Annotated in this window: 12 protein-coding genes; 7 read left to right on the forward strand and 5 right to left on the reverse strand. The window is 37.6% G+C overall.

All coding sequences use genetic code 11. From position 1 onward, the window contains the following. The first annotated feature begins 78 nt into the window (after window positions 1-78). Window positions 79-855, forward strand: a complete 777-nt coding sequence (locus B3H30_RS21290) for an ABC transporter ATP-binding protein (RefSeq protein WP_088162924.1) — start codon at window positions 79-81, stop codon at window positions 853-855. Window position 856: 1 nt separating this feature from the next. After that, window positions 857-2,536 (forward strand): hypothetical protein, encoded by a 1,680-nt coding sequence (locus B3H30_RS21295; RefSeq protein ID WP_286834845.1) that lies wholly within the window; start codon window positions 857-859, stop codon window positions 2,534-2,536. Window positions 2,537-2,628: 92 nt separating this feature from the next. Here the strand turns inward: B3H30_RS21295 and B3H30_RS21300 are convergent, their stop codons facing one another. Continuing rightward, entirely contained in the window at window positions 2,629-4,545 is a 1,917-nt protein-coding gene (locus tag B3H30_RS21300; protein ID WP_286834846.1) for a peptide-N-glycosidase F-related protein, read from the reverse strand. 578 nt (window positions 4,546-5,123) lie between these two features. On the opposite strand from B3H30_RS21300, the gene B3H30_RS21305 reads away from it, so the two are divergent. From B3H30_RS21305 to B3H30_RS21320, 5 genes are all read left to right on the forward strand, one after another. Beyond that, entirely contained in the window at window positions 5,124-5,501 is a 378-nt protein-coding gene (locus B3H30_RS21305) for an START-like domain-containing protein (RefSeq protein ID WP_046671984.1), read from the forward strand. Window positions 5,502-5,603: 102 nt separating this feature from the next. Further along, complete coding sequence (locus B3H30_RS21310; RefSeq protein ID WP_145327958.1) at window positions 5,604-7,088, forward strand: LptF/LptG family permease; 1,485 nt, start codon at window positions 5,604-5,606, stop codon at window positions 7,086-7,088. A 71-nt stretch (window positions 7,089-7,159) separates the two neighbouring features. Then, the gene (locus tag B3H30_RS21315; protein WP_145327957.1) at window positions 7,160-8,374 is read left to right on the forward strand and encodes a bifunctional 3,4-dihydroxy-2-butanone-4-phosphate synthase/GTP cyclohydrolase II; all 1,215 of its coding nucleotides are present in this window, start codon (window positions 7,160-7,162) and stop codon (window positions 8,372-8,374) included. A gap of 142 nt (window positions 8,375-8,516) precedes the next feature. Next, window positions 8,517-8,912: a thiol-disulfide oxidoreductase DCC family protein gene (locus B3H30_RS24935; RefSeq protein ID WP_414713325.1), complete on the forward strand. Its 396-nt coding sequence runs from the start codon at window positions 8,517-8,519 to the stop codon at window positions 8,910-8,912. Window positions 8,913-8,989: 77 nt separating this feature from the next. Further along, window positions 8,990-10,423 (forward strand): NAD-dependent succinate-semialdehyde dehydrogenase, encoded by a 1,434-nt coding sequence (locus B3H30_RS21320; RefSeq protein WP_145327956.1) that lies wholly within the window; start codon window positions 8,990-8,992, stop codon window positions 10,421-10,423. Window positions 10,424-10,444: 21 nt separating this feature from the next. Here the strand turns inward: B3H30_RS21320 and B3H30_RS21325 are convergent, their stop codons facing one another. From B3H30_RS21325 to B3H30_RS21340, 4 genes are all read right to left on the reverse strand, one after another. Next, window positions 10,445-11,326 carry a DUF4476 domain-containing protein gene (locus tag B3H30_RS21325; RefSeq protein WP_286834847.1) on the reverse strand — a complete coding sequence of 294 codons (882 nt, stop codon included), beginning with the start codon at window positions 11,324-11,326 and terminating at the stop codon, window positions 10,445-10,447. A gap of 75 nt (window positions 11,327-11,401) precedes the next feature. Further along, a complete protein-coding gene (locus tag B3H30_RS21330) occupies window positions 11,402-11,971 on the reverse strand; it encodes a CopD family protein (RefSeq protein WP_312352403.1) in 570 nt (189 codons plus the stop codon). 141 nt (window positions 11,972-12,112) lie between these two features. Further along, on the reverse strand, window positions 12,113-13,150 hold the full coding sequence (gene hemE / locus B3H30_RS21335; protein ID WP_088162929.1) for a uroporphyrinogen decarboxylase: 1,038 nt from the start codon (window positions 13,148-13,150) through the stop codon (window positions 12,113-12,115). Then, a complete protein-coding gene (locus tag B3H30_RS21340) occupies window positions 13,150-13,668 on the reverse strand; it encodes a hypothetical protein (RefSeq protein WP_231585185.1) in 519 nt (172 codons plus the stop codon). Before B3H30_RS21340 ends, hemE begins: the two co-directional genes overlap by 1 nt. Window positions 13,669-13,676 lie beyond the last annotated feature (8 nt).

The raw sequence follows: 13,676 nt of genomic DNA on the forward strand, positions 1-13,676 counted from the left end.
AGTATTAAATATATACTTTTCAATTGGAAACTATAACTCCAATTTTTTATGTAAGTTTACTTTGAAGATTATAATCATATGGAAAGTATATTACCTCTCATCCGTATTGTTGACCTAAAAAAATCATACGGAGTAAAAGAAATATTGAAAGGAATCAACCTTGACATATTCCCAGGTCAAGTTATCGGGTATATTGGCCCAAATGGTGCTGGCAAATCCACTACCGTTAAAATATTAACAGGACTAATCGAAGATTTCACAGGCACTGTAGAAGTTAATGGCATCAATATTCAAGAAGATCCACTTGCAGTAAAAGCACTATTGGGATATGTTCCCGAGAACGCAGAATTATATGACGTCCTGACTCCCATGGAATACTTGGATTTTATAGGTAAACTCTATGGAATGGAAGATAATTTGATTTTAGAACGTTCCTTAAAACTGCTAACAGCCTTCGGTCTTGAATCTAATGCAAATAATAGGATGGATACCTTCTCCAAAGGAATGCGTCAAAAAGTACTTTTAATTTCAGGAATTATTCATAACCCACAAATCATCGTACTGGATGAACCATTGTCTGGACTCGATGCCAATGCTGTTATCTTTGTCAAAGAACTTATCTCATTACTTGCAAAAGAAGGGAAAACAATTTTCTATTGTTCACATATGATGGACGTTGTTGAAAAAGTATCTGATCGGATTTTACTGATAAATCAGGGCAGCATCATTGCGGATGGTACGATTGAGGAACTAAAAACAGATCCTAACGAATCATTGGAGCATATATTTGCTAAATTAACCAATACAGGCAACAGTGCATTAGACGCTTCCAATATCATTACAGCAATTCAATAACATGGAAAAATTTATCTTAAAATTTATCCTTCTTTTTCGTGGGGTTTGGAAAGGCTTGGGCATCAATTATGAACAGTTTAAGATCATCTTAGAAACCAAAGTAATCTTAGAGAACAGAAAGCCGATTAGCTTTAGGAAACGTAGCTCAGGGAAATCCTCTTCTTCGTCATCGATTTTACAATTCTTATTGTATCTCATCTTTGGCCTGATATTCATGGTAATTATTTTTTCTATTCCAGATAGGTACTTAGCCGTTTCGATTATGCTACTCAGTTTCATTAGCATGTTAAGCATTACGTTGGTATCCGATTTTTCTCCCATATTATTAGATACCCGGGATCAGTATATCATTATGCCTAGACCAGTTAATGACAAGACTTTAGCTATTTCCCGAATAACTTTTATTGCAATCAAGCTTTTTAATCAAGTAATTGCGTTGACCTTACCTGTGCTTATTTATGCATTATTCAATTGGGATATCGTCTCCGTCTTTCTTTTATGCCTGCAGCTTATACTAAGCACTTTAATCGCGCTGATATTTGTCAATGGATTTTATCTGATTAGCATCAAATATCTCCCCATCCAAAAGTTTAAAGATGTAATTACTTATATACAGATCGGTCTCTCACTGGTTCTTTTTCTATCCTATTATGTTGGCCCAAATTTGATCCAATCTATTGTGGAATCTCATTTAACGATGGAACAGCTCAGATTTCTTTGGATATTCCCAAGTACCTGGATTGCATCATTCCAACCATTACTCTTTGGTAACCACAATGTACATTTAGTCATCTTATCAACACTGGGAATACTAACTCCCTTTGCTGGTATCTACGCTTGTACTAAGCTGTTTTCACGTGGATTTAATGCAAAAATAGCGGCACTAGCAAGTGCCGACAACCTCCCTAGTGAAACTTCACAATTAACCCGAGATAATCCCTCCAAATTACCGCTATATAAAAGGATCTCTTCGAGCGTTTGCTCATCCCCTGTTGAAGAGGCTGGATTTGGCATTGTATGGCTGATAAGTTCTAAAACGAGAGAATTTAAGCAACAGCTATACCCTTCGTTGGCTTATCTACCTATTTATTTTGTCTTTTTATTTCTACGTACAGGAGATGATCTCCCAATAGCTGGCAAAATCGCGAAACTTCGGGATTCAGGCTTGTATATCATTATGTTTTATCTTTCGTTATTGACCATATTAACCGTTTTCCAGCTTATCACGCAAAGTAATAAATATAAAGCGGCCTGGGTCTACCATGTGACGCCGATACAAAAACCGGGACAACTGATGACTGGAGTTCTCAAAGCATGTCTTATTAAATATGTTTTACCGTTCAACATACTGTTTCTTTCTATCTGTGTACCGCTATTTGGTCTCAGTTCTATTAATGATCTGCTATTATCTTCCGCAGTCGGCGGTATCGAAAGTATTCTGATTATGCTTTTTATTGTCAAAAACTATCCGTTTTCTAAGGCTAGTCAATCCAATTCAAAAGCAATAAATAATCTACTGATATTAGGCCTATTAGGTATTTTGGGATACTTACATAAAACAATTTTCCACTATGAAACTCTAATTTGGATCTTAGCCGGACTTGCATGGGTCGTATTCTTTTTTATGCTGAAGTACCTACAGAGAGAAGACTGGAAAGGCTTAGCTTACGACGACAATTGATTAAACAGATAAAAAAGCTCCATTAATGGAGCTTTTTTATCTGTTTAATCAAAATCTAAGCACAAAATATCTTCGTGCTTTTCTTTATCCGCTTATCTTTTATTTATCCGTCCTTTAAATCGGCTCATACCATCCATCAGAACTTCAACGATTATTCTTCCTGGAGGTAGGTGGCTCAGATCAAAGCTCAGGACAGCTTGTTGAATGGATTTGTATTCATGTTTTTGCCACAAAACGCCATCAACCATAAAAAGCACTATCATCTCACTCTGTTTATTGGACAATACGCTCAGTTGCGTCTTATCCACAACCGACCTTGGATAAAGTGAGAAGGCATATTGCGTTGAAATTGTGTTCATCTCAAATTCACTTTTGGCATTGAAACTAAACATTTCGCCATTTCCACAATCGCTTTCAAAAGCATGAATAAGGTTTCCTTTCAGATCGAAAATCCGTAAATGACCATCACCATTTTCAGGTTGTGCCCAAAACTGCAGTCCGTTACCTGCAGTATCAACCAAAGAGAGTGAGTGATTTCCCTCATTAAGATGTAAAGTATCTCTATACATTGTTGCCGCAGCCAGTTGAGAGCCTGTCTTACAAAAGACCGTATCCTGCTTTGCATTAATTAGAAATATACGATTATCCGCTGGTTTATTATTGGTCGTAAACTCCAAAATAAAATCAGTGGGAAATTTCTGCAGAGCTGTAAAGACGCTTTCCGCCTTATTGTCTGTGGGCCATGCATCCGGCTTTCCATTAGGCTTAAGAAGTGACACCGTGAATACATTCTCCCGATCTTTTTCCTGTATTTCTCCGGGTAGTATAACTTCTGCAACTTGATTAAAAGAAAGATTACCTTTCCAATGGAAAGTTTTGACAGGAAATCCCTTCGTGCCATAAACAATTTCTAGGGATCGAATCGGGTCAGCACCTAAATTTCTGAAAGAGATCCTTGGGCCAGCACTCGCCGGATTTAATCTAGAGAAACGCTGTTCATCACTTGGAACCATTATTGACTCGACTGCAACATCTACCTTTTGTTTAGGGGCTGAATATTGAAACAAGTAAGCCGATATATTTTCGACAGCCTGTACATTGTCTGTCGCTGTATAGGGTTCCATCTGTAAGGCAACTTGATGAGTGCCAACTCTAGTAAATACATCAATAAAATCAGGCTGCTGTAAATCTCCAGGACACCAATATGCGCGGTCATGTACCCAGGTACCGCCTTGTGGATAAAGTGGATTACCTCCACATTTCTTCCACATATCACGTCTGTCTACAGTCTTTCCATCGAAGGTGAGTTCGCGCCATCGGCTACAGAATTCACTACAGCCACGTGGTTTATCCATACCATGCCCTGTATGCTGAATACGTATTCGGCTCAATGCTGCTCCCGGACTCGAGGTATATGTTATTGGTAGTAGATTTTCTGCTATCTTTTCGTTAACATCCCCATATTTATATGCTTTATTCCACAGCGCTGTTATTCCCAATGGGGTAACGACTGGTGGACCTGATAAAATTTCAAAATCTACAGTAAGTGCCCACCCTACAGTCTTGTCCTCAAAACCAGAATGAGTATAGACAATTTCCACGCTATCCCTTAAGAAAGGAGCAAAATCAGTTACATCGACCTGCCATTTCCAACTCCATCCTTTATTGTAGATACTACCATATGGCGTAAGCATTCTTCCTAATTCATAATTTAGCACAGCTCCATTTTTTCCTCCTTTACGACGCAATACGATGTGATCCAAATAATCCCAATGCGCTGTGCGCAAACTATCTGGGCTCCCAAGGGTAACAAACATAGTAACCTTTCTTACAGGATCGTTTTCTTTCGGAAATACCCCCCAAGCTGGATAGGAATTCTCGCCTTTCTGTGCATCACATAGAATGGTTTTCCGTTGATGTGTAACGACATGGCCTATTGTGCCTTCTTGTGCAAAAACGTGATAGCAGATAAAAAAGTAGAATAGGGTTAGTATAGGTCTTATATTCATTATTTAAATATTATCCATAAAACAATACAAAGATAGATGTACTCTTGTGGGCGGCGAAAAAAAGGTAATGCGATAAAAAGGAAATACATACAATCATAAAAAAAGCATCAATCTTAACAGACTGATGCTTTTGGTAGCGGGGAGCAGAATCGAANNAACCATCTGAGCTACCCCGCCGTTTCGGTATGCAAATATACCACTTCGTATGTCAATTCAAAAGATTTTTTTATTTTTTTACCAATTCTGACCTATTTAAAACTCGCATTAAACGCAACAAACTCATTTTTAACTCAATAAATTTATCATTAAAAAATAGAAACAGTAGTTGAAAAAATTGATAGTCCTAAAAACAACATGTTTATCAAAAAACAGGGGCAACTTTTTACAAAAAAACTTGCAATAACAAAATAAATATGTATTATTACAAATAATAAGTTGATGCAGTAAAAAGCAATTTTGGAAGAGATTTGTAGCGGGGAGCAGAATCGAANNAACCATCTGAGCTACCCCGCCATTTTGGGAATGCAAATATAGCTTATTTTTGATTTAAACAAACTAAAATTTAAAAAAACATTTTTATGGCAGATAAAATAAAATTCCAACTAGAATATATCATCAACTCTTCACCTAGAATTTTATTTCCGTATTTGCAAGAACCAAACGAATTGGCACAATGGTTTGCAGATGATGTAAACTATAAAGACACCGTTTATACTTTCATTTGGGATGATGAACCTCACCGAGCAAAAATTGTAGCATCGAGAGAAAATAAATCTGTACGCTTTAAATGGCTCGATGATGATCCCTATTATTTCGATCTGGAGATCGATCAAGACGAGCTAACAAATGATGTTGCTCTTAAAATAACAGATTACGCTAAAGAAGAAGACCTTGAAAATAGAAAGTTAATTTGGAAAAATTCAATAGTCTATCTTCAAAGTGTTATAGGTGCATAAAAAAGCCTATCTTTGCAATATATTTCCACTAAGAGCTCCAGCTGGAGCTCCTTAGTTGGAAGATGCCTTAATGTAAAGGCATCAATTTGCTTTGCGTCACGGATGAAAAAGGTTCATTTACTTATTCTTCAAGCTTTCATAAAACCATTTATTGTCACATTCTTTATTGTGATGTTTGTCTTATTGATGCTTTTCCTATTCAAGTACATTGATGATTTGATTGGAAAAGGATTTGAATGGTATACGATCATGGAGCTAATTGGATATCAATGCGTTGTTCAAATCCAAATGGCAATGCCTTTATCCATGCTCCTTTCCTCCATTATGACTTTCGGAAATCTGGGTGAAAGCTATGAATTAGTTGCGATCAAAGCTGCGGGCGTATCTTTACGTAAAGCGATGACCCCACTATTTATACTCGTTGCAATTTTCGCAACAAGTTCTTTTCTGTTCTCCGACTATATTCTCCCCGTAGTGAATCTAAAAATGGGTACGCTACTTACTGATGTACGTAATAAAAAGGCAGATTTCCTCATCAAACCCGGAATCTTTAACAACACCATCCCAGGTTACTCAATCCGCGCTAAAGGAAAAAATAAAGCGGGAACAATTCTCTATGACTTGATGATTTATGATCATCGTGGCGGTAACACAGCCAATAATGTACTTATGGCGAAAGAAGGGTATATCTATAACTCTCCTGACAACAATTATATGATCCTAAAACTTAAGGATGGTATCCGCTATGAGGAAGCACGGACTAAAAACTCCAAAACCTACGATCCACGTCAGCAATTTACGCGATTTAAGTTCAAGGAAACAGAGCAAAAGTTTGATATGGGAAGTTTTCAACAAGGTAAAACGGATGAAAATCTCTTCAAGAGCCACCACGCCATGTTAAACCTGAAACAGTTAGACATGTACATCGATTCCAACCATATTAAGATAGACAGTATGGGAAAAGCGATCGTCCGTACATTAGACACCCGATATAATATCTATTCGAAATATTTTAGTGCGAATCAACCTGGACAGCCAAAGGTCAAAGAAACTAAGATCAAACCTTTTAAAAATTTGCTTACCGATCTGGTTCCCCAAGAACAACGGGCACAGATCACCATGAATGCATTAAACCAATTGAATTATTTAAAGGAAGATCTGAATGGACGTACACTTGAGTTTAAAGATTACAAATCGAAAGATATACGCTATCGGATTGAATGGCATCGCAAGTTTACCCTAGCTGTCTCCTGTCTTTTACTATTTGCAATCGGAGCTCCACTAGGAGCCATTATCAGAAAAGGTGGACTTGGTCTTCCGGTCGTGATGGCCATCATTTTCTTTCTGATCTATCACATTATCTCCACAGTAGCAGAAAAAACAGCGAAAGATGGTGCCATATCATCAGCCGTAGGCATGTGGATGGCCATTATTGTCTTAACACCATTAGCCGCTTTTCTAACGTACAAGTCGACAACTGATTCTGCCTTATTTGATATTGATCAATATAAATTAAAAGTAGAAGCCGCTTGGAAGTGGATTAAGGAAAAGCTTGCAAAAAAGAATAAATTAAAAGAATCACATTAGATTGTGACAACGCTATTATAAATAAATTTAGATTCTACACTAACTTTGTACCAATTACAATATATCAATAAATGGATTTCAAATTAAACACGATCGAAGAAGCGATCGCTGATATACAGGCAGGAAAAGTAGTAATCGTCGTGGATGACGAAGATCGCGAAAATGAAGGAGACTTTGTCACTGCTGCCCGCAATGCAACTCCCGAAATCATCAACTTTATGGCGACTCACGGTCGTGGACTAGTATGTGCCCCAATTACTAAAGAAAGAGCAGATGCATTACACCTTGACTTAATGGTGGGACAGAATACAGCGGTATATGAAACGAACTTTACAGTTTCCATTGACTTACAGGGATATGGTTGTACAACCGGTATTTCTGCATCGGACCGTTCGAAAACAATTAAAGCAATGATCGATCCTAATATCCATTATGAAGAATTAGGTAGACCAGGACATATTTTCCCGCTCATAGCGAAAGATGGTGGTGTATTACGTCGTACAGGACACACTGAAGCTACAGTTGACCTCGCTCGATTAGCAGGATTTGAACCAGCAGGTGTATTGGTTGAGATTTTAAAAGAAGATGGTGAAATGGCCAGACTTCCGGAACTAATGGAAGTTGCTAAAAAATTTGATTTAAAGATCATTAGTATTGAAGATCTAATTGAATACCGTCTTAAGCACGACTCTTTAATCAATGAAGAAGTCACTGTTAATATGCCAACGCAATATGGTGATTTTAAAATGAAAGCCTTTACACAAAAAGACACTGGCGAACAACATTTAGCGCTTTACAAAGGCGAGTGGAATGAAGATGAACCTATTTTAGTACGGGTGCACAGCTCTTGTGTTACGGGTGATATTTTTGGTTCTTGCCGTTGTGACTGTGGCCCTCAATTGCACAAAGCAATGGAAATGATCCAGCAAGAGGGTAAAGGTGTTATTGTCTATATGAATCAAGAAGGTCGCGGTATTGGACTGATCAATAAGCTACATGCTTACAAATTACAAGAAAATGGTTTGGATACGGTAGACGCCAATGTACAGTTAGGGTTCAAGGCAGATTTAAGAGACTACGGTGTAGGAGCCCAGATTCTTAGAAACCTTGGTGTCACAAAAATGCGTCTTATGTCAAATAATCCGACAAAACGTGCTGGCCTAGTAGGTTATGGTCTTGAAATCATAGAAAATGTACCTATTGAAATAACGGCAAATCCCTTTAATGAAGAGTACTTAAAAACTAAAAGAGATCGTATGGGACATACAATCATGAAAAATCTATAAAAAGGAAGTAAAAAAGGCGGTGTTTCTATTGGAAACACCGCCTTTTTTAACATAGAGAATTAAACCCCAATGATGATAAAATCGCTTCCATTTATGATCTTGTTATGGCAGTACTTTCAATAAATAGAAGTAACTTTATAATATGGAACAACAAGGGAGATATATCATCTTTTTCGATGGTGATTGCTTGATCTGTAATCACTTTGTTCAACTATTATTAAGGATCGATCGCAGAAAGAAATTCTTATTTAGTTCCTTGCAGTCTGAATTTGCCCGGACGGCGCTAACAAATATTCCCAAAAATACTGATTCCATCGTTTTCCTATCTCCAGCTGGTACCTATCTCAAAAGTGAAGCTATTTTAAAGATTTGTAAGCAATTGGGCTTCCCTTACATGACATGTTATTTACTAAAGATTTTACCACTTTCGTGGAGAGATGCGCTTTATGATTATTTTGCTAAAAACCGCTATCGATGGTTTGGAAAAAATGAATTTTGTACGATACCTTCAAAATCTGAGCGAGAAAGATTCATTTGAACAAACAGTAATCTTATTGAAGTGAAGTTTAGTTCAGAAATCTTCTAATTATACTTGTGACAATTAAATTTACATCGATGAAAAATACACTTTTAATTGACAGTGCCTATATCAATGGGAAATTTATCAAGTCAAAACACACATTTGATGTGGTAAATCCTGCAACAGGAAAAGTTATTGCTTCGTTGCCAGATTTAAAAGTAGTTGACTGTACTAAAGCCATAATTGATGCTGACAAGGCATGGAAAAGCTGGAAAAACACAACGGTACTGGAACGTTGCAACATTGTCCGCAAATGGTACGATCTTATTCAACACTATAAAGACGATCTTGCGGAAATCATGACCCTAGAAAGCGGCAAACCGCTAAGCGAATCGAGGGTAGAGGTTGACTACGGTAGTTCTTTCGTAGAATGGTTTTCAGAAGAAGGAAAAAGAGCCTATGGTGAAACCATACCTACCCATAAAAAAGGAAGTAGAATGATAACGATTAGGCAAGGTGTAGGTGTCGTAGCCGCAATTACACCCTGGAATTTTCCTTTAGCGATGATCACCCGAAAGGTTGCTCCAGCTTTGGTGGCTGGTTGTACCGTTGTGCTAAAACCGGCCTCCCAAACCCCATTTTCTGCTATAGCATTGGCTAAACTGGCTGAAGATGCAGGGATTCCGAAGGGTGTTTTTAACGTAATTACAGGAAAAGATAGTGTTGGTATCGGCAAAGAACTAGCTACAAACGACCTGATAAGAAAACTATCTTTCACAGGCTCTACCGAAGTCGGAAAAACACTCATAGAACAATCAGCCTCTAACATTAAAAAAGTATCTATGGAGCTCGGTGGTAATGCTCCCTTTTTGGTTTTTAACGATGCGGATATTGATGCTGCTGTCGAAGGAGCGCTTGCCGGAAAATTTAGAAACTCAGGGCAAACTTGCGTTTCCATCAATAGATTTCTAATACAAGAAGATGTCTATGATGAGTTTTCATTGAAACTTAGCCATGCTGTCAGCAAATTGAAAGTTGGTAATGGACTTGACAAAGGCGTCCAGGTAGGTCCTTTAATCAATGCAAAAGGGCTAGAAAAAGTACAGCATCATGTACAAGACGCATTAAATCATGGTGCCGAATTGGCTACTGGAGGAAAGGTCATCAAAGATCTATTTTTCCAGCCAACTGTGCTGACCAACGTCCCGAAAGAAGCGCTTATATTCCGCGAGGAGACTTTTGGTCCAATTTGCGCCCTTTTCAGTTTCAAGACAGAAGAAGAAGGAATAGCAATGGCCAATACGACTGAATTTGGGCTAGCCTCCTATTTTTATAGTACAAATATAAATCGCTGTTTTCGTGTTGCTGAACAGCTAGAAGCTGGCATGGTAGGTATCAATACAGGCCTTATTTCAAATGCAGCAGCTCCTTTTGGTGGAGTAAAACAATCTGGTGTAGGTCGTGAAGGATCTAAATACGGTTTGGATGAATATATGGAATTAAAATATATCTGCTTTGGCGGTGAATAAAAAAGGAGCAAAATGCTCCTTTTATTTTTTCAAAAAATCCACTAGCTTTTCCCTTGTTGAACTGAACGATAAGGCGTCCCCTACTCTCTCATAATGCTGTTTATCCACACAGGTTGGATAAGCATATTTGGCAAAGGCCAGTTTATTATCATCTCGTATAAAAAGTTCCATTAAATCAACAATTTCACTAACACTTAGATGCATACTTTTTAATTCCTGAGCAGCTACAGCAAGTCTATCCTGATCGTTTTCCTTCTGATTTAATAGATCGTTCAATCGATTGGAATTCGTCTTATTCATTACTCCGGCATCAGACAGATCATTATCTTCATTTTCAGCATATCCTCCTTGATTCGCTACACCGTTACGATAAACCTTAGCGTCTTCGGACTGCCTATATTGATCATTATTATATCCCCCACGATTATTGTTTGGCAAATCATCACGATCTTCCGATTGTCTGTATCGCTCATTACCTTGTTCATTACTATATCCATCCCGGTTATTATACGGTAAATCCTCACGATAATTACCGTTGTTATACCGATCTACAGGATTCATGGATTCCAGGATAATCCCCCTATTTCCGCCTCTGCTACTGACAGAAAATACCACATTCATATACTGTCCATTTCTATTGACAAGTTGCACACCACTGCCATTCAATGTGCGTTGCTGTCTGTCAGCAAATACAATACGCAAATCATAACGACGACTCGTCAAATTGGATACCCTAATATCCGTGGAAGCCCTATTATTATACAAAACGTTGTTGATATAAAGAAAAAATGGGACATCTGTAGAATAGATGTTTAATGCCCCTCCAAAAGGTCTGTATCGCTGCGCAAACCCAGCCGTTGCGACAATAAGCAACGAGACCATAACCAAAATTTTCCTGTACATAATCCGATTCAATTTATAATCCTTCGACTACACAGAATAAAAAAGGATTAAGAAACCAAAGAATTTAACATTTTGTTATGCTTTCTTGTTCCGGTACTTCTTATAAAGTTTTACGGCCATCATTAAAGCAATGGATAAAATTAAGAGTCCCAAAACGCCAAATATCCAGTTCAGTGCCGATTTTAAGACAACAGTAAAAACAATAGCGAATAATAAAACTGTTGCGACTTCATTAAACAAACGGAGATTTGTTGAAGTTAATTTGGATTCTTGACGACTCAATTTGAACATAATCTTCTGGCAGGTAAAATGATAGATAATCATTCCCAGAACGAATGTCAGTTTTACATGCATCCACCCCATGGATAATAAACCAGGAGAATAGCATAACATAACTAGTGCAGAAAAGACAGTGATGTACATCGCAGGAGTAGTAATAACCCACCACAGTAATTTTTCCATCTTACTGAATTCTTTATGCAAAACATCAAACGCTTCTTGACTCTTGTCCTTAGCTTCTGTATGATATATAAAGAGTCGAGGCATATAAAACAGACCTGACATCCAACAAATCACAAAGATAATATGAACTGCTTTTGCATATAAATAGACCATAGTTACAAAAATAAGAAAAGTTAATAGCATTCAATACGTCCAAACATCAATTGCGCAAATCTTACATCCAATATACAAAAGTGCTATATCAACCGAAATAGATTAAATATAGGGCAAACAAAAACGACCTGCGAAAGGCAAGTCGTTTTTGTTTTTGAAGTAGATAGCAAACTAATAGCTAAATTCCTTTACAACCTCAATGGCATATTTTACATTATCAAAAGGAATATCTGGCATGATACCATGTCCCAAGTTAAAGATAAAACCATTTTCACCTCTCATGCGCTCAAATAATTCGATAATCTTCTTCTTGATAACAGGTTTATCTGCATACAAAACAAATGGATCCAAATTTCCTTGAACAGCAATACCCTGTGGCAGAGATTGTTTAATATTTTTTAAATCTGCATTCCAATCGATAGAAACAACATCAGGTTGCGCTTCGACCATCATTGGTGCAAAAACAGAAGATCCTTTACAAAAGGAAATGACAGGAATATCCTTACGGTTCAACTTAGCGATAATCTGCTTATTATAATAATGCGAAAAATCACGGTAATCATTCCAGGATAAAGCCAGGGCCCAGCTATCAAATAATTGAATTGCATTTACTCCAGCTGCGATCTGCATGTTAAGATATTCAACCGTTACATCTGCGATCTTTTGAAGGATCATATGTGCCAACTCAGGCTGATTATTCAACATCAACTTCGTTAACTTAAAATCTTTTGAAGATCCACCTTCAACCAAATAACTTAAAATTGTAAATGGTGCTCCCGCGAAACCAATCAAAGGGATACGGCTGTCAAGACGTTGTTGAATGACCTTGATTGCATCAGCAACATACTGTAATTTATCCAAACAGTTGGTAGACAAATCTTCAGCATCCTTTACAGAACGAACAGGATTAGAAAAACGAGGCCCTACACCTTGTTCAAAGGACAAATCCCCTCCCATGGCTTCAGCTGTAACTAAAATATCAGAAAATAAAATAGCTGCATCAATGCCTAACAAATCTACCGGAAGCATAGTGACATCCGCAGCAATTTCTGGTGTTTTGCACATCTCCAAAAAGGAATATTTATTCTTGATATCCCAATATTCCTTCATAAAGCGTCCAGCTTGACGCATCATCCACACAGGAGGTCTTTCCGTTTGCTGCGAAAATGCAGCTTTAATCAATAAGTCGTTTTGTAAAGTAGTACTCACTATAAATGTTTTGAAATTTCGTTTTCTATTTTTGTAATAATGCTGTTCTGTCTAGCCGTCAGATGTAACTTATTGGCAACATCTGTATAAGCTCTCGCTCTTTCATAATCCAACTTTCGCAGCGCTATATTTGCCAGATTAATCATCACCATACCCTTTTCATTATCTTTTTTCCAAGGCAGACGTGAAGCTAGCTGAAAATGATATTCGGCCTCATCGACACGTTCCTCTTTAAGCGCAATATTTCCCATCATAAATTCATAGAAATTACGTCTGCCTTTACGAAGTGCGTCCGGATTCTTTATCTCAGCTAGCAAATTTTTTGTCTTTTCATAATCTTGCCTATGAAAAGCCTGCGTTGCCAAAAAAACGGACCCTTCTCTAAAATGACTCCAAATCAAGTAGCCTATTCCGCCTGCTATCAGTACAGCAGTTTGATAATGCCCTTGGTATAAGCCATAGCCCAAAAATAATGCAGCAATAAAAATAACGGCTATTCTAGCCCTGATTGTCATCATCTCTTTCT

It is taken from the genome of Sphingobacterium sp. UBA7038 (assembly GCF_002494055.1).
Taxonomy (GTDB): Bacteria; Bacteroidota; Bacteroidia; order Sphingobacteriales; family Sphingobacteriaceae; genus Sphingobacterium; species Sphingobacterium multivorum.